Genomic DNA, 20,694 nt, shown 5'->3' with positions numbered 1-20,694 from the left:
CCATGATCGTCGATCTCCGAGCAAGCGGGGGAACCTCACGGAGAGCGTCGTAGTAGGCGCGGGCGCCCGGTGAGCTTGTGAGGGAGCAGAACGCCCATCGGTGCACCGCATCGCCGAGGCGGCGGTTGCGGGCGTAGCGGGCCAGCACGACGGTCTTGCGGCCGGACGCGCGGGTGATCGGTGAGGTCCCGGCGTAGTTCTTACGTGCTCGTGCGTCGCGGTAGCGGTGTGGGTCGTCCCCGAACTCGGTGAGCACCCCAGCGTCGACGATCTCCACGTCGTGGTGGTCCTCAGCCCAGTCGTCACCGACGAACAGCAACGCCCCATCGCCTCCCGCTCGGGTCCATCATGGACAGCAGCGTGGAGCAGGACCCCGCGACCTAATGGTCAAGTGCTCACCGGCCCCCGAGACGAACTCGGGGCCGGGGCACGTCATCCCATCAGCGGTCCGACCTGCTCACGACCAGCGGGCGCACGATCTGACTCTCTAGAGCTCGATGCTCCGGCGAAGAGAGTGCTGACCCGCTGGCCGCTACCAGCGCCGAGCCTGGCACAACCCAAGCCCGACAGAACCCATTAGGCGTTGAGCCTCGACCAAGAACGCCTGCTCGACGAGTTGTCGTTCCGCCGCGAGCCGCGCGACGTCTGTGACCGGTCGGCGGTTGGTCAGCCGGCCATCGTGTAGGGCTTGAGTGCGGGCTCGGCCGGAACCTTGGGGAACAGGGCGAGCTGCTCGGCGATGGTGCCTGTGAGGGAGGCGTAGTTGCCCGGGAAGGCGACCGGGTCGACCCCGGGCATGAGCAGCTGGGCGCACACGCCGCGGTCGACACGGGCCGGGTTGGCAGGGCCGTCGTGGTCGAGTGCGTCCATGGTCAGGGCGTACGCGACCGGGTCGTAGGTGCCGACAGCCAGGTGCTCGGATGTGACATCGGCGGGGCAGATGTCCTGCAGGGCGACGTTGGTGATGTCGCCGTCGCCGGTGTGCAGGGAGGTCGTGCCGGTGTCATCGAGGTTGGGCTGCACGAACTCGTCGGTACGGGTGTAGATCTGCGTGTAGGAGATGCCGGCGAAGGTCTCCTGGCGCGAGTTCATCGCCTGCGTGTAGTCGGAGTTCAGGGTCTGCTGCCAGAGCGACTCCGAGCAGCCGGTGGCCGGCGTGCACAGCGCAGCATTGATCGCGATGCTGCCGTGGTTGGTGGCGGCCAGGGCGACGTAGTCGTCGACCATGGGGCGCAGGTCGGGCCAGAACCGCAGAGCGAAGCGGGGCTCGGTGCCGCCCTGGCTGTGCCCGACGACGTCGATCTTGCCGCCGCTCAACTTGTGGACAGCACGGATGGCGTTCACGACGTACTCGGCAGAGACCTGGGTGTCGGTCATGGCGTGGTTGGGCAGGGTCACCGAGCAGTAAGGTCGACCGAGCTTGTCCATGGCCGGAAACCAGTTCCAGCCGTAGTCGTCCGTCGGGGTGAGGGTCGTGCCAGGCACGAAGAGCACGACCTCGGTGTCGGCCTCCTTCGCGTTGGCGGTGCAGCGGAGGGAAGCGTCGAGATCGGCCTGCGGCACGTCCAGCTCAGGTCCGGGACGGTCGACCGGGGCGAACTGCTCGTCCGGGATCGTGGGCGGCGGCAGGGGAAGCGAGGAAGGTACGGCAACCGGGAAGGGGGACGGCGTGAGGTTGGGCAGGGTCGGCGGCGCAGGCGCGGGAGCAGCCAGCGCTTGGCCCGCGAGCGCGAGTCCGGCGACTCCGGCCACCACGCCCGCGAAGACCCCGCGCCGCATCTTTCCAGGTCTCATGAAAGTCTCCGTTACATCCTCATCGATGTGTTGCAGGCCGGAACTTGTGACCAGCTCTGTAACTCGATTAACGCGGGTAGCTCGCGAGCGGTGACGGCGGGACGATGAGTGGTCGCTCGTTTGCGACGAATGGAGTATCGGTGGCTGGTCAAACCCCCCTGCAGCGCCAGCTCGCCGAGGGGCGCGCTCCGACCAAGGCGACGCCGTTGGATGCGCTCGACCTGGCCCGGTCGTGGTTCAACCAGGGCCGTCGCCTGGACATCCAAGCCCTGGCGCGCGGGCTTGGGGTCAGCCGAGTCACCTTGCACCGGTGGGTCGGGACCCGCGAACAGCTCATCGTCGAGGTGCTCTGGACCAGCACGGAGCGTGCCCTCACCCGGCTCTGGGATGACGTCGAGAGATCGTCGCTGCGCACGAGCCGGACGGCCGAGGTGCTCAGCCTCTGGGCCTCTGACGTCATCGCCCATCCCGGCATCCGCCAGATGCAGGCCGAGGAAGCAGAGCTCATCGCGCGGCTGCTCACGCAGGACGCGAGCGAGTTCCAACGCCGCCTCGTCGAGAAGGTCGCCGACTTCCTCGCCGACGACTTCGCCACCGGACGGCTCACCATCGACCTGACCGCCGACGAACTCGCCTACGCCACCGTGCGGCTCGTCGAGTCCTTCGTCCACACCCCCGCAATCACCGGCGGCGCACCGGACCCCGACCGCAACCGCCGAGTTCTCAGAGCGCTCTTGCGCTGACCTACCGCGACACAGCCGCACCCGGACAAGACAGTGAGAGGCGCCCACGGGGCAAGGCCTGGAGCGCAACGTCAACCAAGATCGTCGACTCCGACTCGTCCGCTGCCACCAGCATGGATGATGATCGAAGCAGGTGGGATCATTGGCGGCTCCACGGCGCCTCGAACACGATCTGATGGAGCGGGTGCTGGCGGAGCAGCCAGTCCACCCCCTCGGCGCTGGCCTCGATGCCCCTGGCCGGGCCGAACCAGGCCGTCGGACTCGACGACGCCGACGACGTCTCCGGCGGTCCTTCCAGGCAGCCATGAGCGGCGGTGCCCCAGGGCCCGCCCGAACAGGTCGCGGATCCGCTCCCAGGACACGGTCGCGCCGTGCTCGTGGTAGGCCGGGGAGGCCCGGGAACACGAAGCCGTGATCGGCGCCGTCGTGGATCTCGACGGTCGCGTTCGCCCGGGCCAGCGCGTCGCGCAGCGGCTTGTCCACCTCGAGCGAGGCGAGGGTGTCCGCGGCGCCGAACGCCACGAACAGCTCCGCGCACAATGCCCCGACACTCAGGTGGGGGAATCCGGCTCGTCGGTCACGCAGAACGACGGGTGCATCGCCGCGCCGGCGACGAACTCGTCGGGCCGCGCGGCGAGCAGCCGGAAGGTGAGCCGCGCGCCCACGCAGAGCCCCACTGCGCCCTTAGCCGCGGTGCCCGCTGCGGGGTCCTCGGCGACGGCATCGAGCAGCGCGGCCACGTCGGCCAGCACCGCACCATCGTCGAGCGAGCCGACAGCCGCCATCAGGCGCTCGAACTCGGGGGAGCCCGTGCCCTGGCCGATTCCGGCCAGGGGAAGGAGATCCTCGGCCCGATCCGGTGGTAGAGGTCGGGCAGGACCGCATAGTAGCCGGCCTCGGCCACCTTCGCGGCCACGTCGTAGACGTCCTTCCGCAGTCCCGGGCCGTCGTGGAACACGACGACCACCGGATGGGGCCCGGCGTCGTCGGGATGGCGCACGGAGAACGACGACTCGGTCCGGTACGGCCCCCGCGGTCTGCACCGCCGCGTGGGCCGCGATCCATGACCGGACCTCGTGGATGGAGCTGCCGCCCTGCTCACCGAGCCAGGCGACGCTCAGCGCGTCGAACGCCGTGAGGTCGCCCTTCGCGAACAGCTGAAGCAGCTCGCCGATCAGGTCGTCCGCGAGGGTCTGCGGCACGTCGACATCCCCGGCGGCGGTGCCGTAGTCCCCGATGGCCGTCGCCGCCGTGCCGACGCAGAAGGGCGGCATCAGCTCGTACCGGAAGCCCTGGTAGTGGTCCGGCCCGAAGACCACGACCAGGTCCGGGTCGAACGCACTGGTGAACGTCCGCGCCTCCCGTAGCGCATCCGCCACCGCATGCGCCACCGTCTCGCGGGACTCGGTCCTCGCCACGGGCGGTCGCGCCGTCGTGGTGTCTCCCGACGAGCCGGTGTTCTTCGAGGACTGGAGCCAGGACTGTCGCTCGGTCACCGCTCGCTTCGAGCCCGCGGCGCTGGAGAACATGCTCGCCCCGCTGCTCCGGCGGGTCCCTGCCGCTCCCTGCGCTTCGCCATCCAGCTGGACCTCGACGGGCCCCACGCGGGCTTGTTTCTGCGGACCCTGCAACTGCTGTGGTCCGAGTCGGGTCGGCCGGACGGGATGATGACCGACCCGGTCATGGCAGGCAGCCTCGCCGGGTTGGCCATGACGGGCCTGCTGCGAGGACAGCCGCACAACTATTCGGACGAGCTGTCGGGACCCGAACGGCGAGTAGCACCCGCGAGTATCCGCAATGCCCTCGAGCTCATCGAGGAGAAAGCCGCGGACATCGTGTCTGTCGCCGATCTCGCCGCTGCGGCCGGGCTGAGTGTGCGGGATCTCGAAGAGGGATTCCGCCGACACGTCGGCAAGCCCCCCATGTCGTACCTGCGCGAGTTCCGACTCGCGCAGATACACGCCGAACCGACGGCCGCGGAACCCGAGGCCACAACGGCCTCCGCAATCGCCCGACGATGGGGCTTCCACCATCACGGGCGCTTTGCGGCGAGCTACAGCGCCCGGTACGGCTCAAGCCCCGCGGAGATCCTGCGTCGCCCGGCCGAGCCTGCACCCACCGTGCTTCCGTCAGGGCTCGGAAACGCGACCGCATGCGCGTCATCGGCTCCGCACCGCCGGATCCGTTGACCTACACGCGTGGCCGGGGCGGAGGACCTGGCGGCACGGTTCCTAGCCGGGCCCCGAACTCCTCCTGCACGGCGCGGGTGTGCTCGCCCAGGTCGGGCACCCGCGCGCTGCGGACCACCCAGTCCGCGCTCGTCGGGGGTGGGCGGAGGACGGGGGCGGTGCCGCCGGGGGTCGTGACCTCGTGCCAGCGGCCGCGCTCGTGCAGCTGCGGGTGCGCCGCCAGGTCGGTGACGTCGTTGAGCCGGGCGTTCCCGATGCCGGCGGCGTCGGCCATGGTCTGGATCTCGGCGAGGTCGCGCGTGCGGCACCAGTCGTCGAGGACCGCGTCGAGCTGCGACCGGTGCCGGATCCGGTCGGCGTTGTGCCGGTAGCGCTCGTCCTCGGCCAGGTCGGGTCGCCCGAGCATGTCGGCGAGGCGACGGAACTCGCGGTCGCTCGTGGTGCCGAGCACCACCGTGTGCCCGTCCCGCGTCGGGTAGGCCCCGTACGGGGCGATCAGCGGGGAGCCCATCCCGGCGGCGCGCGGTGCCGGCGCGCCGTGGACGACCTGGTTCAGCGCGAAGCCCATCATCTCGGCGACGACGTCGAGCATCGCCAGGGACACGACCGTCCCGCGGCCCGTCCGCTCGCGGTCGTACAGGGCCGTGACGATGCTGCCGAAGGCGTAGAGGGCGGTGCCGACGTCCGCGACCGGCACCCCGGGCTTGGCCGGGACCCCCGGTTCCCCGGTGATCGCGCACACCCCGGCCTCGGCCTGCACCAGCAGGTCGTAGGCCCGCTTGTGGTCCAGCGGTCCGCCCTCGCCGTAGCCGGAGATGTCCACGACGACGAGACGCGGCCTCCGCCGGACGAGGTCGGTGGGGCCGAGCCCGAGACGGCCCAGTGCGCCGGGGGCGAGGTTGCTCACGAAGACGTCCGCGGCGTCCAGCAGGCACTCGAACAACTCCCGGTCCGCCGCCTGGGTGAGGTCGAGCGCCACGGACTCCTTGCCGTGGTTGAGCCAGACGAAGTGCCCGGACATCCCGTGGACGACGTCGTCGTAGTGGCGCGTGGAGTCCCCGCCGACCGGGTTCTCCACCTTGATCACCCGCGCTCCGAGATCGGCCAGGTGGCGGGTGCACAGCGGCGCGGAGATCGCCTGCTCCAACGCGACCACCAGCAGGCCCGCGAGCGGGCTCACGTGAACCTCGGAGGGCGCTTCTCCCGGTGCGCCGCAACACCTTCGACGACGTCCGGGCCGCCGAAGCCGTGGAACTCCAGGCCGAGCGACGCCTCGAAGGCGGGCCAGGCCTGGCGGTACCAGTTGTTCAGGGCGTGCTTCGTCCACTGGAGCGCGCTCGGGGAGCCCGCCGCCAACCGTACCGCGATCTCCAGGGCGCGGTCCTGGACCTCGGCGTCGTCCACACAGAGGGAGACGAGCCCGATCCGCTCGGCCTCCTCGCCGGTGAGCACCTCGTTGGTCAGCAGGTGGTACTTGGCCTTGGCCATCCCGCACAGCAGCGGCCAGCAGATCGCGGCGTGGTCGCCCGCCGCCACGCCGAGGCGGACGTGACCGTCGACGATCTTCGCCCGCCTGCCGACCACCGAGACGTCCGCGAGCAGCGCCGCGACGAGCCCGGCCCCCGCCGCGGGGCCGTTGACCGCCGAGACGATCGGGACGTCGCAGTCGATGATGTTGCGCACCAGGTCGCGGGCCTCCCGCAGCACCCTGGTCCGGGTCCGCCAGTCCTCCACCATCGACTCGACGAGGTCGAAGCTGCCGCCCGCGGAGAACGCCCGGTCCCCCGCGCCGCGGATCAGCACGGCGCGAACGGACTCGTCCCGCGCCACGGCGGTCCACACGTCGGCGAGGTCGCGGTGCATGTCCGCGCCGACCGCGTGCAGGTCCGGGCCGTCGAGCACGATGCGGAGCACGCCGTCGGCGGGCCGGTCGACCAGGAGCGTGGCGAATTCCTCGTAGGTCCTCATGTCCCCACCCTCTCCACCAACGCAACCTTCACGTGGTCGGGACGCTTCAGCGTGCCCTCCGGCACGAGCTGCACCCGGCTCTTCACGTTGAGCGCCGAACGCACCCGGTCCTCGATGGCGGTGCGCAGCTCCTCGTGCCGGTAGCCCTCGAGATCCGCCGCGTGCTCGACCACCAGCGGCAGCGGCTGCTGGGTCGAGTGGCCTGCGAAGTCCACGCGGATCCGCATCTCGCCGGTGGTCGCGGGCGCCAGGCCGAGCACGAGGTCCTTGATCGCCGAGGGGAAGACGTTGATCCCCCTGACGATGAGCATGTCGTCGGTGCGCCCGACACAGCGCACCTTGTAGCCCGTCCGCCCGCAGGCGCAGTCCGTCCCCGTGACGACGACGTGGTCGCGGGTGCGGAACCGCAGCAGCGGCGAGGCCTGCCGCCGCAGCGCGGTGTAGACCAGCTCGCCCTCGGCGCCCTCGACCGGCTCGACACGGTTGCCGGTGTCGGGGTCGATGAGCTCGGTGACCATGAGGTCCGGGGAGAGGAAGTGCATCCCGTCGTTCGCCTCGCACTCTCCCCAGTAGGTGCAGGCGATGTCGGTGCCGCCCAACATCTCGCGCACCGTCGCGCCCCAGAGGTGTTCCAGGTTCTCCCGGACGCTGGGCAGGCCGGCGCCCGGCTCGCCGCCGACGCTGATCGCCCGGACGCCGAGGTCCTGCGAACGCTGCCCGACGATCGCCGGGGCCTGTTCGCCGAGGTAGGCGAGGAAGTACGGTGTGCCGATGACCAGCTCCGGGCGCTGGTCGGCCTGGACCCGAAGCAGCCGCTCGGCGCCGGCTTCGGCTCCGATCGGGATGTCGACGATCCCCATGTACTGCAGGATCTGCACGATCGGGAGGCCGCCGACGAACCCTTTGCTCATGCCGAACGCGTGCAGCGCGCGGTCGCCCGGCCGGAACCCGTTGGCGTACAGGGCGCGAGCGCCGAGCTCGCACCAGGTGGTCACGTCGGAGGCGGTCAGCCCGACGTAGGACGGGCTGCCGGTGGTCCCGGACGAGGCCTGGACCTGGACGACGTCCGCGCGGTCCGCGGCGAGGTGCCGACCGAGCGGCGGCGCCGCGGCGAGGCTGTCGCGGAGCTCCTGCTTCTCGGTGAACGGCACCTCGGCGAGGTCGTCGACCGAGCGGATCCGGTCTGGGTCGACGCCGTGTTCGGCGAACTTGGCCCGGTAGAAGTCGCTGTGCGCGGCGAGGTGGGCGATCTGGTCGCGGAGGTTCGCGTCCTGGACGGCGCGGGTCTCGGCGGCGGGCAGGGTCTCGATCTCGCTCCAGTGCGAGGCGGAGAACGGGACGGCGGGCTGGACGTGCATCGGTGCCTCTCGAGAGGTGGCGGGCGGCCCGGGCGGGCGGGCGGGGTGGTGCCCGCCCGGGCCGGAGGTCAGGAGTCGAGGACGATCACGCCGCGGATGTTCTTGCCCGCGCGCAGGTCGTCGTAGCCCTGGTTGACGTCCTCCAGCCGGTAGCGCTGGGTGATGAGCTCGTCGAGCTTGAGCTTGCCCTCGTCGTAGAGCCGCAGCAGCCGCACGATGTCGTACTGCGGGTTCGACGAGCCGAACAGGCACCCCTTGATGGTCTTCTCCATCAGGGTCAGCTCCATGCCCGAGATGTGGACCGTGAGCTTGGCCGGGTCGGCGAGGCTCGCGAGGCTGACGGTGCCGCCCTTGCCGATGATGTGGAAGGCGTCGCTGACGATCTTCTCGTCCGGGGTGCCGACGAAGATCAGCGCGCCGTCGGCCATCTGGCCCCAGGTCATCTCCTTGACCGCCTCGTGCGCCTCCTCCGCGGTGGCGAAGGCGTGGGTGGCGCCGAACTTCAGCGCGGTGTCGCGCTTGAACTCGATCGGGTCGATCGCGACGACGTGCCGGGCACCGGCCATCACCGCGCCCTGGACCGCGTTGATCCCGAGCCCGCCGATCCCGAAGATCACGGCGGTGTCCCCTGCCCGGATCCCGTTGTTGTAGACCGGTCCACCCCAGCCCGCCGGCACACCGCAACCCACGAGCACCGCGGTCTCCAGCGGCAGCCAGTCGTCGACCTTGACGACCGAGTGCTGCGACACCGTGGTCCGCTCGGAGAAGCTGCCCAGCAGGCACAGACTCCCGAAGTCCACCCCGCCGGAGTGGAACTTGAACGACCCGTCCGGGAACCGGCCCTCCAGGATCGTCGCGCCCATGTCGCACAGGTTCGAACGACCGGAGGCGCAGTACCGGCAGGTCCCGCAGTTGGGGATGTAGCTGCACACCACGTGGTCGCCGGGCTTGACCTTGGTGACGCCCGGACCGACCTCCTCGACGATCCCCGCGCCCTCGTGGCCGCCGACGATCGGGTAGCGCGGCGGCATGTCGCCGTCGGTCAGGTGCAGGTCGGAGTGGCACAGGCCCGCGGCGACGTTGCGCAGCAGCACCTCGCCCTCGCCGGGGCCGTCGAGGTCGAGCTCCATGATCTCGAACGGTCTGTGCACGCCCAGGCTCACGGCGGCCTTGGTCTTCATGACGAGTCCTCTCGCGTCGTTGCGGTGTCCGGATCGATGCTGGCGGCGATGGCCACCGGCGGTCTGTTCAGGCTTTGCACACCCGTCAGACCCCGATGGCGTGCAGCTGCTCGAGGCAACGGCGGCGGAAGGCATGGTCGGTCGCCCGGCTCGTCTCGGTCGACCCGCTCCGTCGCCGATCACACTCCGAAGGCTGCCCGGTGTGCGGGCGGCGCCCTGTTCAATCCTCGGACAGCCCGTCAGGCCTTGATTCGCAGCGTGCGGATCCGGTTGTAGAGGGTGCCGCGGCTGATGCCGAGGTCTCGGGCCGCAGCCACCTTGTTGCCGTGGTTGCGCTCCAGTGCCGCGAGGATCGCGTCGTGCTCCGAGCGCTCCCACGGGCTCATCCGCGCGACCTCCGGCGCGGATCGGTACTCCGGCGGAAGGTCGGAGACCAGGATGTCGCCGGCGCTGCGTCTGCCCGCGACGGTCCGCACGACGTGGGCCAGCTCCTGCAGGTTCCCGGGCCAGTCCAGCTCGGCCAGCCGGGCCAGCGTGGGCGGGGTGAAGCGGGCGGACCCTCCGGTGGCCTCGGCGAGCATCCGCCGGGCCAGCGCGGGGATCTCCGACCGCCGGTCCCGCAACGGGCTGAGCTCGATCCGCCCGAGGCAGCGGAAGGCCAGGTAGCGGTGCTCGGCCCCGAGCTGCGCCATCGGCGGGCCCGTGAGCGCGATCCAGGCGCCGTTCGCGATCCGCTCCCCGACGGCGCGGAGCAGGTGGTCGTCGAGGAGATCGAAGTCCTCCACCACGACGAGGGACTCCGCGGCCGCCGCCGCACGGACCCGCTCGAGCCAGGCGACGCGGCCGACCCGCTCGACGTCCGCGCAGCCCAGCGTGACCACCGCGTCGTCCGGCCCGGCGAGGAGCCGGGCGGTGTGGCTGCGGCCGGTGCCGGGTTCGCCCACCACGACCGTGGCCAGCCGGTGGGCGCGGCACCGGGCCAGCTCCCGGTCGACCGGGTCGACGGCGGCGACCGGTGCCGCGATCGTGCTCCGCCTGCGGGTGTAGACGGGGGCGAAGGAGATCAGCGCGTTGCCGTGGCCGTCCGCGATGTCGACCGTCAGCTGTAGGTCGAGCCCGCGAGCCGTTCCGAACCGCACCTCGCGGCCGCCGGAGCCGGCCCGGGCCCGGTCGGCCAGCTCGCGCAACCGGGAGTGGTCATCGGCGTCGAGGTGGTCCATCGCCGTCCGGTTGGCCACGACCACCTCCCCGTCCGCACCGAGGGCGAGCAGGGCCCGGTCCTCCCGCCGGCTCGTCGCCGAGTCGAAGGCGTGCAGCAGTCGGCGCCCCGCGTCCCGCGAGTCCGCGAGCAGGGCCCGTTCGATGTCCTCGACGGCCTGCCGCAGGAAGGGCCCGAAGAGCGGGTTCTCCTCCCCGGCCCGTCCCGCCAGGTCCAGCACGCCCTCCAGCCTGCGGGTGACCGGGTTGATGATCGGGTAGCCGTAGCAGCTGTAGACCCGCAGCGACTGGGCGAAGTGCTCACCGCCGCGCACCGCGACGCCACGGCGCAGCTCGAAGGGGGCGGCGATGGCGTTGGTGCCGGTGGAGTCCTCGGTGAACTGCCGACCGAGGACGACGCCGGTGTGGTCGAGCACGTCGGAGGTGCGGTGGCTGATCCGGCCGCGGTGCACGATGCGCGCGGCGTTGTCGGCCAGCACGGTGAAGTACGAGGTCTCCGACAGGGCGTCGGCGACGCGTTCGAGGACAGGGAGGGCGGCGCGGAGCAGCCTGCTGCCTGTGTCGACCTCGACGGCGTCGAGACGTTCCAGGGAGAGGTCCGGGCGGACGCCGGACATCCAGGACCGCTCCCAGGAGGTCCTGATGTCGTCCGTTGCGGTGGACGGGAGCTCGGCGGTGGCCGGTGCGACGTCCATGTCGACTCCTCCGATCTGGGCCTGCTCGACGGTAGCCCGCCGGGTCAGGCGCTCTCCAGCACCGCGGCGAGCCCCTGGCCGCCGCCGATGCACATGGTGGCCAGCCCCCTGCCGCCGCCGCGACGGTGCAGCTCGTGCAGCAGCGTGGTGAGCATGCGGACCCCCGTCGCGCCGATGGGATGCCCCAGGGAGATGCCGGAGCCGAGGACGTTGAGCCGGTCGTGGTCGTGCCAGCCCCAGCCCTCGAGGACCGCCAGCACCTGCACGGCGAAGGCCTCGTTGAGCTCGACGAGCGCCATGTCGTCGAGCAGCGAGCGGGTATCGGTCCCGGTCCGGCTCGCGAGCCGCGACACGGCGGGCACCGGTCCGAACCCCATGCGAGACGGCGCGCAGCCGGCCACCGCCCAGGACTCCAGGTAGCCGAGGGGCTCCAGGCCGAGATCGTCGAGGGCGTCCTCGGCGACGACGAGGCAGGCGGCCGCGGCGTCGTTCTGCTGGCTGGCGTTCCCGGCGGTGACCGTGCCGCCCGGCACGAGGGTGCGCAGCCGGGCGAGGCTCGCCGCGGTGGTGTCCGGCCGGATGCCCTCGTCGCGGGTGACGACGATCGGCTCACCGCGCCGCTGCGGTACCTCGACCGGTACGACCTCGGCCTCGAACAGGCCTTCCTTCCAGGCGGCCGCGGCACGCTGGTGGCTGCGCGCGGCGTAGGCGTCCGCCGCCTCGCGACCGAGGCCGAAGTCCGATGCCAGGTTCTCCGCCGTCTCGACCATCCCGGAGATCGGGCCGAAGCGGGCCTCGGGCTGGGAGCGTTCCCGGCCGCGGTCGAGCCGGTCGTAGAGCGACACCGTGCCCGCCCGCGCCCCCCATCGTGTCGCCGTGGAGTAGTACTCGATGCGGCTCATCGACTCCACGCCGCCCGCGAGCACCACGTCCGCCGCTCCGGTCTGGACCATCATCGCGGCCGTGACCAGCGCTTGGAGTCCGCCACCGCAGCGGCGGTCGAGCTGCATCCCGGGCACGTGCTCGGGCAGACCGGCGTGCAGCGCCACCCAGCGGCCGACGCACGGGACCTCGGAGTTCGCGTAGGACTGGGCGAACACGACGTCGTCGACCCGGCCGGGGTCGACCCCGGAGCGCTCCACCACGGCGCGGACGACGGTCGCGGCGAGGTCCTCCACCGGGAGGTCACGCAGGGCGCCGCCGAAGGCCCCGACCGGGGTCCGCAGGGGGTGCACGATGGCCGCTCGCCGCACAGGTTTCTCCTCACCGAGAGTTCTCCGACCAGTCCACTCTCCGACGTGCGCCTTCCTCCGGCTGCCCAAAGTTTGAACACCGCCGCATGCGCCGGAGTCCGTTCACTGCGTCGGTACCACCGGCCACAGATCGATGAGGAACCGTGGACGCAGAATCCTTCGACCAGATCGTCGACGCCGTGCGCAGGCTCGTGCGCGACCTCGTCGTCCCTCGTGAGCAGGAGATCGAGGAGACCGACGCCATCCCGGACGACATCAGGGCGGCCGCCGCCGACATGGGGCTGTTCGGCTACGCCCTGCCCGAGGAGTACGGCGGGCTCGGTGTCAGCATGAGCGAGGACGTCCGGCTCGCCTTCGAGTTCGGGTACACCGCACCGGCGTTCCGCTCGCTGTTCGGCACCAACAACGGCATCGCTGGCCAGGTCATCGCCCGGTTCGGGGACGAGGCGCAGCGGGCCGAGTTCCTCCCCGCCCTCGCGGCCGGGAAGGCGGTCGCCTCGTTCGCGCTCACCGAGTCCGAGGCCGGGTCCGACCCCTCGGGGATGCGCACCACCGCCCGCCGCGACGGGGCTGACTGGGTGCTCGACGGCACCAAGCGCTACATCACCAACGCCCCGCTCGCCGACCTCTTCGTCGTCTTCGCCCGCACCGGGACCGAGGCGCGGGAGATCTCGGCGTTCCTCGTCGACGCCGCGACGGCGGGGCTCACCGTGGGCCCCCGCGACGCCAAGATGGGCCAGCACGGGGCGTGGACCGCGGAGGTCCACCTCGACGGCGTCCGGGTCCCGGGTGCCCGGATGGTCGGCGCGGAGGGGCGGGCCTTCCGCAGCGCGATGACCGTGCTGTCGCGGGGGCGGCTGCACATCGCCGCCCTGTGCGTCGGGCTCTCCCAACGGGTCCTCGACGAGTCCGTCGCCCACGCCGCGGCGAGCCGCCAAGGCGGTCGACCGATCGGCGAGTTCCAGCTGGTCCAGGCCATGCTCGCCGAGTCCTACGCGGAGCTCGCCGCCGGTCGTGCCCTGGTCCTCGACGCCGCGGCCCGCTACGACAGCGGGGCGGACACGAGCAGAGGCCCGTCCGCCGCGAAGCTGTACTGCAGCGAGATGGCCTCCCGGATCACCGACCGCGGGGTGCAGGTCCACGGTGGACTCGGTTACCTGAGCACGACGCCGGTCGAGCGGTTGTTCCGCGACGCCCGGCTCTACCGGATCTACGAGGGGACCAGCGAGGTGCAGAAGGTCCTCATCGCCCGGTCCCTGCTCCGCGAGGCGGGCATGCGATGACCGGCATCGAGGGTGCGACCGTCGTCGTGCTCGGTGGGACGTCGGGGCTCGGCCTGGCCACGGCCGAGCTGGCCGCGGAGCGCGGGGCCGGGCGCGTCGTCGTGGGCGGACGGGATCCCGAGCGGCTCGCCGAGGCGCTCACCCGGCTGGGCCCCCGCTCCGAGGGCCACGAGGTCGACGTCTCCGACGAGGAGGCGATCACGACCTTCCTGGAGCGGGCCGGGCGGTTGGACCACCTCCTGGTGACCCCGTCGAAGCTGGTCCCGACCGCCGTCGTCGACGCCCGTGCCGAGGCCGTCCGCCCGGCGCTGGACCTGCGCTTCTGGGCCGCGTTCCACGCGAGCCGGCACGGCGCGCGGCTGATCGACCCCGGCGGGTCGATCACGTTGATGTCCGGCATCGCAGGCACCCGCCCGATGGCCCGCGAGGCCGTGGCGGGCGCGTCCTGCGCCGCGGTCGAGGCGCTCATGCGCTCGCTGGTCACCGAGCTGGCACCGATCCGGTGCAACGTCCTGTCCCCCGGCTACGTCGACACCCCGCTGCTCGACGGCTTCTTCGGCGAGGCCCGCACCGCCAGGATCGCCGCGATCGCCGAGCAGCTCCCGGGACGGCGGATCGGGTCGCCCGCCGAGATCGCCGACGCCGCCCTGTTCCTCATGGGCAACGCCTACATGAACGGCCACGTCCTCACCATCGACGGCGGTCACACGCTCGTCTGACCCGAAAGGTCACCCGCGATGTCAGAGCTGCCATCCGTCACCGCCCCCACGGCCCCGAGCCGGCGCAGGACCACCGCGGTCGCGGTCGCCTCCTGGGCGGGCGCGAGCATCGAGTGGTACGACTTCTTCATCTACGGCACCGCCGCCGCCCTGGTCTTCCCCACGTTGTTCTTCCCCTCCGAGGACCCGCTGACCGGCACCCTGCTGTCCTTCGCGACGTTCGGTGTCGCGTTCGTGGCCCGTCCGTTCGGCGGCGCCCTGTTCGGGCACGTCGGCGACACGATCGGACGGAAGCGGACCCTGGTCGCCGCGCTCGTCGCGATGGGTCGTCACCACCCTGATCGGGCTGCTCCCCTCCTACGCCACGATCGGGGTCGCCGCCCCGATCCTGCTCGTGGTCCTCCGCTTCCTCCAGGGCATCACCGTCGGCGGGCAGCAGGGCGGCGTGATCCTGCTGGCGACGGAGAACTCGCCCGCGAACCGCCGCGGCTTCTACGGCAGCTTCGCCTCCGCGGGCGCGCCGGGCGGGGTCCTGCTCGCCAACGGTGCTTTCCTGCTGGTCAGCGGCACCACCTCACCAGAGGCGTTCCTGGCCTGGGGCTGGCGTGTCCCCTTCCTCGCCAGCATCGTGCTGATCGTCCTCGCCGTCGTGATCCAGCTCAGGCTCGAGGAGACCAGCGACTTCCAGACCTCCCGCACCGGACGCCGCGGACGGTCCCCGGTCGTCGAGGCCGTCCGCCGACACCCCCGCCAGATCGCTCTGGCCGCCGGGAGCTACCTCGCGATCAACCTGACGTACTACGTGTTCATCACCTTCGTGGTCGCCTACGCCACCAACCCCGCACTGCTCGGGATGTCCCGCAGCGCCGTGCTGACCGCGGTGCTGGTTGCCTCGGCGGTCGAGCTGGTCGCGCTGCCGCTCGCGGGGCTGCTGTCCGACCGCCTGGGGCGCCGCACGGTCTTCGTCGGTGGCGCGGTCCTGCTCGGGCTGTGGTCGTTCGTGTTCTGGCCGCTGGTCGACTCCGGGTCGCTCGTCCTGCTCACGCTCGCGCTCGTCGTCGGGCTGTCACTGCTGCACAGCCTGCTGTACGGCCCGCAGGGCGCCCTGTTCTCCGACGCTTTCACCACCGAGGTGCGCTACTCGGCCCTCTCGCTCGGCATTCAGGCAGGGTCCGTCCTCGGAGGGGCCTTCGCCCCCTTGATCGCGACGGCGCTCCTCGACGGCTTCGGGAGCTCGGCGGCGATCGCGACCTACATGTTGCTCGGGTGCCTCATCAGCGCGGCGAGCGCTCTCACACTCCGCCCGGTTGCCGAAGCCGACCGACCCTGACCGCCTTCGGGCGCCCTCCCGCGGCGGCACCGCAGAAGCTGCCGGCTCGCACTCGCGTGCATGTCCAGCCGACAGTGATCCACGGACCACCGCAGAGGTGCAAGCCCTCCCGAAGGATCTCCGACGCGGTCGCGGCGTTCAGCAGATCATGGCCCTCGACCCCACTCGCGGTTTCACGAGGCGACCGACCTCTGGATGGCGAGAATCCACGAGCCTCGCGAGGACCCGACTGCCGGCACCTGTCGGAGCTGCCTCACTACGCAGGCCCTATCCGCTCTCGGCGAGCTCAGGCTGGTCGAGTGCGACGTCGACCGCGTCGACGCCAACTCGGCTCGCTCGACCGAGCCCGGAAGGTCATCCAGACGCCGGGGCGACACCCGCGAGGAGAGGTCGCAGCACGCCGCCAACACCCGCCACTGGCATTGGAGCCGAATGTCGCAGCGGATTCAAGAAGTCGCACCCAGCGCAACGCAAGCTCACCGACTCCGCAAGCAATGCCGAGCCCCGGGCACGGCCGGGCCGGCCGGAACGGCACGACCGCGTCACAGGCAGTGGAGCGCCTTTGGTTGCGTGTGTGATCGCGGTGACCGCCAGCAGCCGGTCCCACCGCATGCCGGCGACCAACGCCCCAGGTGTGCATGGAAGCGGTGGTCGATGGCCGGGGAGCGGCCTGAGCGGCGGCTCAGGGCGGCACCGGGACGGCGCGAGGCCGATGTGCTTCCGGCGCGACCAGGACTTCGTCAGGTATGGGCTACCGGATATTCACACCACACGTTTCACTCGGCGACCTCGCCGGGCTCGTCGACGACCCGATCGGCCGAGTCACTTCCCGCGGCCGCAGCTTGGCTATTGCGTGCGCCCTGTGCGATCGCGGGATGTCACGGAGCGACCGGGAGGGCCTCTTCGGCTGGGATTGCGTGGCGGCGGGTCGGGCGCATCGATGTCGGGTGGGAGATGCTCCAGGCTGCCGCCCTGCAGATCATCTCCTTCAGGCGCGCGGCCGCCTTGCCGGTGACCGCGGACGGTTTGGGCTGGTCGTCCGGGGTCACCCACTGCACGACGGCGTCACGGCGGCCCAGGCTGATGCACCGGGCGGTGTAGCCGATCTTGTTCGGGGGGATCTGCCGTCCGGTCAGGCGGGCGGCGATGGCGTCGGCTGCGTGTTGAGCCGTGGGGACTCCCGAGGCACACGACATCCGCAGTGGTGTGCCGCTCGCGCCCGGGGCGAGCGCGGCATCGCCGACGGCGTAGACGTCGGGGTGCGAGACCGACCGCACGGTGTCGTCGACGACGACCTGGCCCGTCGCGGAAACCTGCAGGGTCGTGGCCGCGGCGAGGGGATGGACGGCGAAGCCGGCCGTCCAGACGGTCACCTGAGCCGGGATCGTGCGGCCGTCGGTGGTGACCGCGCCGGTCGGCTCGACGCCCGCGATGTCGGTGTGCTCGTGGAGGGTGATGCCGAGCCGGTCGATCGCCTCGCGCAGGTGGCGCTGGGCCTTCTCGCCCAGCCGGTCGCCGAGGCCGCCGCGGGCGGCGAGTGAGATCTCGAGGTCCGGTCGGGCTTCGGCGATCTCGGTGGCGGCTTCGATGCCGGTGAGCCCACCACCGACGACGAGCACGGTTCCGCCCGCGGCGAGGTCGGCCAGACGCGCATGCAGCCGCAGCGCGGCCTGCTTGCTCGCGATGTGGTGGGCGTGCTCGGCGACGCCGGGAACGCCGCCGTCGGCGGCGGTGCTGCCGAGGGCGTAGACGAGCGTGTCGTAGGCGATCTCGCCGGGGGCGAGGTCGTCGACGACGTCGACGGTCTTGCGTTCGGCGTCGACGGCGGTGACCTGCGCAATCCGCACCTGCACGCCCGTGCCCGCGAAGACGTCGGTCAACGCGCGGCGCTTCAGGTCCTGTCCGGTCGCGAGTTGGTGCATGCGGACGCGCTCGACGAATTCGGGGTCGGCGTTGACGAGGGTGATCTCGGTGTCGGCGGGGTGCAGTCGCTTGGCCAGGCGCCCGGCGGCGGTGGCTCCGGCGTAGCCGGCTCCGAGGACGACGATGCGGTGCTTCATGGTCTCGCTCCTGTCCGGTTGGTGTTCGCTCCCTGAACCGGACTGCGGCGCGGAACCTGACAGCAGGAGTCTGTGACTCGGGTCACCAGCTGCCGGTGAGTGGTTCCCCGTGTCCGGACACGGCCCACTGGTGCGTCGCGCGTTCGAGCTTGCCGGGGTTCGCCTGGGCGTGGACGGCCGCGATGCCGTCGGCGGTGACGTCCAGCGCGACGACGCCGACGACCCGGTCGTCGACCACCATGACCAGCGCGGGTACGCCGTTGGCGACCGCGGCGTACAGGTCGGGGCGACCGCCGATCATCTCCCACTTGGCCTGAGTGGGCGTGAACAGCGTGCGAAGGAACCTCGCCACCCGCAGGGCACCGGTGATCGGCCGAGGCACCGAGAAGACCACGCCGCCGCCGTCGCCGACGCTGATCACATCGTCGGTCAGCATCCTCACCAGCGAGTCGGTCTTGCCACTGAGGGCCGCGGCCAGGAACTCCTCGACGATCTTGCGGGCCGCGGCCGCGTCGACCGCCACGCGGCGCCGGCCGTCGGCCAGGTGCTGCTTGGCGCGCCGGTAGACCTGCTGACAGTTCGACTCGGTGATGTCGAGTATCTCGGCGATCTCGCTGTGTGAGTATCCGAACGCTTCGCGCAGCACGTACACGACGCGTTCCTTGGCCGTGAGCCGCTCCATCAGCGTCAACATCGCGATCGAGACCGACTCACGCTGCTCGACGGTGTCGGACGGGCCGAGCATCCGGTCGCCGGCGAAGACCGGCTCAGGGAGCCACTGACCCACATACGTTTCGCGTCTGGTCCGCGCCGAAGTGAGCCGGTTGAGACAGATGTTGGTGAGCACCTTCGTCAGCCACGCCTCGGGTGTCTCGATGCGCTCCCGGTCAACGGACTGCCAGCGCAGGAAGGTGTCCTGCACCGCGTCCTCGGCTTCGATCGCCGACCCCAGCAGGCGGTACGCGATTGCCTCCAACTGCGCCCTGGCCGCCTCGAACCTCCGGACCTCATGCGCACCGACCAGCACGGTTCCCAGTTAACCATCCGTGCGGGTGACCGAGGTCTGACACGGCACGTGAGACCTGACCACCGGCTGCACCACACGAGACCAGCGAGCTCAGCGAGTACCGCAGCGCCCGGCGCGGCGACCAGCGGGTCCTGCTGAAGCTTGACGAGAGCGCCCACGTCGTGCTGGTTGCACGGATCGCGCACCGCGCCCACGCCGACCGCCCCGGTAAGCCGCGCGCCGAGTCGACGCTTCCGCGAGCGAGCGCGACCGCGAGTGGCGCTCGGCGGCTCGGTACCTCTCGCACCTCTCGATCACCTTGAGCACGAGCCAAGCCGGGTAAGTTTTCTCGACCCTAGATCGTATTCCGTGGGAGTCAAGTATTCGAGCGCGGAGTGTCGTCGACGGCGATTGTAGTAGCCCTCGATCCAGAGGAGTGTCTGCTGCGTGCCTCGGTAAGGCTGTTCCACTGGCGAGTGCGGATGGGCTCCTTCTCGTAGGTCGCGAAGAACGATTCGGCGGACGGCATTGTCGAAACAAGTGGCGCGCCAGCCCATCGAGCGGACCCCAGCCGTGGTCGCTGATCTGGTGTTCAAGGCTTTCGTGCCCAAGCCAGGAAGAACAGCCCCGACACCGCAACGGTCCGCGGGTCGGCAAGGTGACCGCGTGCGGCACTGTCGATCTCGTCGAGCTCGGCGGCGGTTGCCAGGCCGAGCTCCAGAATCTGGGGACGCATGCTGCGTAGCAGGCTGAGCATGTTGGTACGCCGCGAATGGCCAGGCGGGTAGATCTGCGCCCGAGCCGTCACCTGGACGTCGACCAGGCCGGCCTTGTCGAACAGCTCGGCCAGGCGCCGGCCCACATGTGGATCCGCGCCGTTGCGGGCAAAGGTGACATGGAAGAGCTCACCCATCCGCACCCAGGCCGGATGCGGCGGATAGGTCATCAGGTACTCGGTGTCGGCTTCCATGACTGCGACCTGGCCGCCGGAGCGGGCCAACCGGACCATCTCGGCCACTACCTGCGCCGGCTCGGGCACCGTGACCAGAAGCGTTCGCGAATGGACCAGGTCAAAGCTGCCGGACGGCAGGCCGGTACGCCGGGCGTCCGCGGTGACCGTCTCGACGCCGGACAGCCGGTGGGCGGCCGCGAACGCAGCGGCCATCGTCGTGTGTCTGGGGTCCGCGTCCAACCCGACCACTCTCCCGCCCGGGTTGACCCGCGCGGCGAGCAGATCGAGGACGCCTCGAGGACCGCAACCTAGATCAAGCACCGTCTGGCCAGGCCGCAACCCGACGCGATCGAGTAGAGCTGCGCTGTCGGGGGCCAACTCCTCAGCCTGCCGGCTCAACCTGGCACTCTCGCCCGGGCTGCTGCCCAGCGCATACACCCGGTTGGCCTCGGAGTCCGCAGATGATGACGGTTCTCGGATCGCCGGCTCGGACATCTCGCTCCGCCCCTTCGGGTGTCTGCGCCGATCGTCTCGGTCGCGTGGCCATTCATCGATCGTCGGCGGACTCTCCCGGCTGCACGAGAACTGTCCAGCCTCCCGGGTGCGGTCTCGCGTCGCCGTAGGCGATGAGTGCTGCTGACGGCCGTCGTGCTTCGGGCCGCGGGTCGGTGATCGCCGTCAGCCCGCCGCCGTTCGCCAGCGCCTTCCAGACGTCTCTCGGCGTCCACCAGTGGCGAATCCCGAGATCGGTCAGGATCTCGGCAGCGGCGATGTAGCCGGGGTTGCCGGTGATGTTCCCCCCGGGGTGGGTGCTCGCGCCGCACAGGTAGAGCTGGTCCGGCTCGGTCGCGCGGTACGGCCGTCCCCCTGGGAACGGACGATCCAGGCCGCGCTGGCCTGGCCCCATTGAGGTTCCCCCGGTAGCTCGGATTGCTTGCTACCTGG

The 20,694-nt window shown here is 71.2% G+C and carries 18 protein-coding genes and 1 pseudogene; 5 read left to right on the top strand and 14 right to left on the bottom strand.

The window, feature by feature from the left end; genetic code table 11:
- A pseudogene (locus tag ACFQH9_RS25190) lies at window positions 1-271 on the bottom strand (transposase); the annotation flags it as partial.
- A 395-nt stretch (window positions 272-666) separates the two neighbouring features.
- Window positions 667-1,794: a lipase family alpha/beta hydrolase gene (locus ACFQH9_RS25185; protein ID WP_379569631.1), complete on the bottom strand. Its 1,128-nt coding sequence runs from the start codon at window positions 1,792-1,794 to the stop codon at window positions 667-669.
- A gap of 140 nt (window positions 1,795-1,934) precedes the next feature.
- On the opposite strand from ACFQH9_RS25185, the gene ACFQH9_RS25180 reads away from it, so the two are divergent.
- Window positions 1,935-2,537, top strand: a complete 603-nt coding sequence (locus tag ACFQH9_RS25180) for a QsdR family transcriptional regulator (protein WP_379569629.1) — start codon at window positions 1,935-1,937, stop codon at window positions 2,535-2,537.
- 551 nt (window positions 2,538-3,088) lie between these two features.
- On the opposite strand, the gene ACFQH9_RS32280 is transcribed toward ACFQH9_RS25180, so the two are convergent.
- On the bottom strand, window positions 3,089-4,498 hold the full coding sequence (locus tag ACFQH9_RS32280; RefSeq protein ID WP_465269544.1) for a dienelactone hydrolase family protein: 1,410 nt from the start codon (window positions 4,496-4,498) through the stop codon (window positions 3,089-3,091).
- On the opposite strand from ACFQH9_RS32280, the gene ACFQH9_RS32275 reads away from it, so the two are divergent.
- Window positions 4,412-4,726, top strand: a complete 315-nt coding sequence (locus ACFQH9_RS32275; protein WP_465269543.1) for a helix-turn-helix domain-containing protein — start codon at window positions 4,412-4,414, stop codon at window positions 4,724-4,726. The genes ACFQH9_RS32280 and ACFQH9_RS32275 overlap by 87 nt on opposite strands.
- Window position 4,727: 1 nt before the next feature.
- On the opposite strand, the gene ACFQH9_RS25160 is transcribed toward ACFQH9_RS32275, so the two are convergent.
- The 6 genes from ACFQH9_RS25160 to ACFQH9_RS25135 all read right to left on the bottom strand — a co-directional run bounded on the left by ACFQH9_RS25160 (window position 4,728) and on the right by ACFQH9_RS25135 (window position 12,399).
- Window positions 4,728-5,906: a CaiB/BaiF CoA transferase family protein gene (locus tag ACFQH9_RS25160; protein WP_379569623.1), complete on the bottom strand. Its 1,179-nt coding sequence runs from the start codon at window positions 5,904-5,906 to the stop codon at window positions 4,728-4,730.
- Window positions 5,903-6,694, bottom strand: a complete 792-nt coding sequence (locus ACFQH9_RS25155; RefSeq protein WP_379569621.1) for an enoyl-CoA hydratase/isomerase family protein — start codon at window positions 6,692-6,694, stop codon at window positions 5,903-5,905. Before ACFQH9_RS25155 ends, ACFQH9_RS25160 begins: the two co-directional genes overlap by 4 nt.
- Complete coding sequence (locus tag ACFQH9_RS25150) at window positions 6,691-8,052, bottom strand: phenylacetate--CoA ligase family protein (RefSeq protein WP_379569619.1); 1,362 nt, start codon at window positions 8,050-8,052, stop codon at window positions 6,691-6,693. The genes ACFQH9_RS25155 and ACFQH9_RS25150 overlap by 4 nt, the downstream gene beginning before the upstream one ends.
- Window positions 8,053-8,120: 68 nt before the next feature.
- Window positions 8,121-9,233 (bottom strand): NDMA-dependent alcohol dehydrogenase, encoded by a 1,113-nt coding sequence (locus tag ACFQH9_RS25145; RefSeq protein ID WP_379569617.1) that lies wholly within the window; start codon window positions 9,231-9,233, stop codon window positions 8,121-8,123.
- A 239-nt stretch (window positions 9,234-9,472) separates the two neighbouring features.
- Entirely contained in the window at window positions 9,473-11,146 is a 1,674-nt protein-coding gene (locus ACFQH9_RS25140; RefSeq protein ID WP_379569615.1) for a sigma-54-dependent Fis family transcriptional regulator, read from the bottom strand.
- 44 nt (window positions 11,147-11,190) lie between these two features.
- Entirely contained in the window at window positions 11,191-12,399 is a 1,209-nt protein-coding gene (locus tag ACFQH9_RS25135; RefSeq protein ID WP_379569613.1) for an acetyl-CoA C-acetyltransferase, read from the bottom strand.
- Between the two features lie 143 nt (window positions 12,400-12,542).
- Between ACFQH9_RS25135 and ACFQH9_RS25130 the strand changes: the two genes are divergently transcribed.
- Together ACFQH9_RS25130 and ACFQH9_RS25125 are read left to right on the top strand one after the other, a co-directional pair.
- Window positions 12,543-13,682, top strand: a complete 1,140-nt coding sequence (locus tag ACFQH9_RS25130; protein ID WP_379569611.1) for an acyl-CoA dehydrogenase family protein — start codon at window positions 12,543-12,545, stop codon at window positions 13,680-13,682.
- On the top strand, window positions 13,679-14,401 hold the full coding sequence (locus ACFQH9_RS25125; RefSeq protein ID WP_379569609.1) for an SDR family oxidoreductase: 723 nt from the start codon (window positions 13,679-13,681) through the stop codon (window positions 14,399-14,401). Before ACFQH9_RS25130 ends, ACFQH9_RS25125 begins: the two co-directional genes overlap by 4 nt.
- On the opposite strand, the gene ACFQH9_RS25120 is transcribed toward ACFQH9_RS25125, so the two are convergent.
- On the bottom strand, window positions 14,386-14,532 hold the full coding sequence (locus tag ACFQH9_RS25120; RefSeq protein ID WP_379569607.1) for a hypothetical protein: 147 nt from the start codon (window positions 14,530-14,532) through the stop codon (window positions 14,386-14,388). The genes ACFQH9_RS25125 and ACFQH9_RS25120 overlap by 16 nt on opposite strands.
- A gap of 92 nt (window positions 14,533-14,624) precedes the next feature.
- Here ACFQH9_RS25120 and ACFQH9_RS25115 point away from each other — a divergent pair, with 92 nt between their 5' ends.
- A complete protein-coding gene (locus ACFQH9_RS25115) occupies window positions 14,625-15,731 on the top strand; it encodes an MFS transporter (RefSeq protein WP_379569605.1) in 1,107 nt (368 codons plus the stop codon).
- Window positions 15,732-16,609: 878 nt separating this feature from the next.
- Here the strand turns inward: ACFQH9_RS25115 and ACFQH9_RS25110 are convergent.
- The 4 genes from ACFQH9_RS25110 to ACFQH9_RS25095 form a co-directional block, all read right to left on the bottom strand.
- Window positions 16,610-17,791: an NAD(P)/FAD-dependent oxidoreductase gene (locus ACFQH9_RS25110; RefSeq protein WP_379569603.1), complete on the bottom strand. Its 1,182-nt coding sequence runs from the start codon at window positions 17,789-17,791 to the stop codon at window positions 16,610-16,612.
- Window positions 17,792-17,873: 82 nt separating this feature from the next.
- Window positions 17,874-18,818, bottom strand: a complete 945-nt coding sequence (locus ACFQH9_RS25105) for an RNA polymerase sigma-70 factor (protein WP_379569601.1) — start codon at window positions 18,816-18,818, stop codon at window positions 17,874-17,876.
- Window positions 18,819-19,389: 571 nt separating this feature from the next.
- Window positions 19,390-20,244 (bottom strand): methyltransferase domain-containing protein, encoded by an 855-nt coding sequence (locus ACFQH9_RS25100; RefSeq protein ID WP_379569599.1) that lies wholly within the window; start codon window positions 20,242-20,244, stop codon window positions 19,390-19,392.
- Between the two features lie 52 nt (window positions 20,245-20,296).
- Window positions 20,297-20,656: a hypothetical protein gene (locus ACFQH9_RS25095; protein WP_379569597.1), complete on the bottom strand. Its 360-nt coding sequence runs from the start codon at window positions 20,654-20,656 to the stop codon at window positions 20,297-20,299.
- Window positions 20,657-20,694 lie beyond the last annotated feature (38 nt).

The sequence above is a fragment of the Pseudonocardia lutea genome (assembly GCF_042658055.1).
Classification (GTDB): Bacteria; Actinomycetota; Actinomycetes; order Mycobacteriales; family Pseudonocardiaceae; genus Pseudonocardia; species Pseudonocardia lutea.
The sequence above is the reverse complement of the archived record's forward strand: the minus strand, read 5'-3'. Positions and strand labels throughout refer to the sequence as shown.

Coding starts and splice junctions, on each gene's coding strand:
- ACFQH9_RS25150 (WP_379569619.1), bottom strand. CDS start 8,052: ATGCACGTCCAGCCCGCCGTCCCGTTCTCCGCCTCGCACTGGAGCGAG.
- ACFQH9_RS25155 (WP_379569621.1), bottom strand. CDS start 6,694: ATGAGGACCTACGAGGAATTCGCCACGCTCCTGGTCGACCGGCCCGCC.
- ACFQH9_RS25100 (WP_379569599.1), bottom strand. CDS start 20,244: ATGTCCGAGCCGGCGATCCGAGAACCGTCATCATCTGCGGACTCCGAG.
- ACFQH9_RS25185 (WP_379569631.1), bottom strand. CDS start 1,794: ATGAGACCTGGAAAGATGCGGCGCGGGGTCTTCGCGGGCGTGGTGGCC.
- ACFQH9_RS25125 (WP_379569609.1), top strand. CDS start 13,679: ATGACCGGCATCGAGGGTGCGACCGTCGTCGTGCTCGGTGGGACGTCG.
- ACFQH9_RS25110 (WP_379569603.1), bottom strand. CDS start 17,791: ATGAAGCACCGCATCGTCGTCCTCGGAGCCGGCTACGCCGGAGCCACC.
- ACFQH9_RS25145 (WP_379569617.1), bottom strand. CDS start 9,233: ATGAAGACCAAGGCCGCCGTGAGCCTGGGCGTGCACAGACCGTTCGAG.
- ACFQH9_RS25140 (WP_379569615.1), bottom strand. CDS start 11,146: ATGGACGTCGCACCGGCCACCGCCGAGCTCCCGTCCACCGCAACGGAC.
- ACFQH9_RS25095 (WP_379569597.1), bottom strand. CDS start 20,656: ATGGGGCCAGGCCAGCGCGGCCTGGATCGTCCGTTCCCAGGGGGACGG.
- ACFQH9_RS25120 (WP_379569607.1), bottom strand. CDS start 14,532: ATGAAGAAGTCGTACCACTCGATGCTCGCGCCCGCCCAGGAGGCGACC.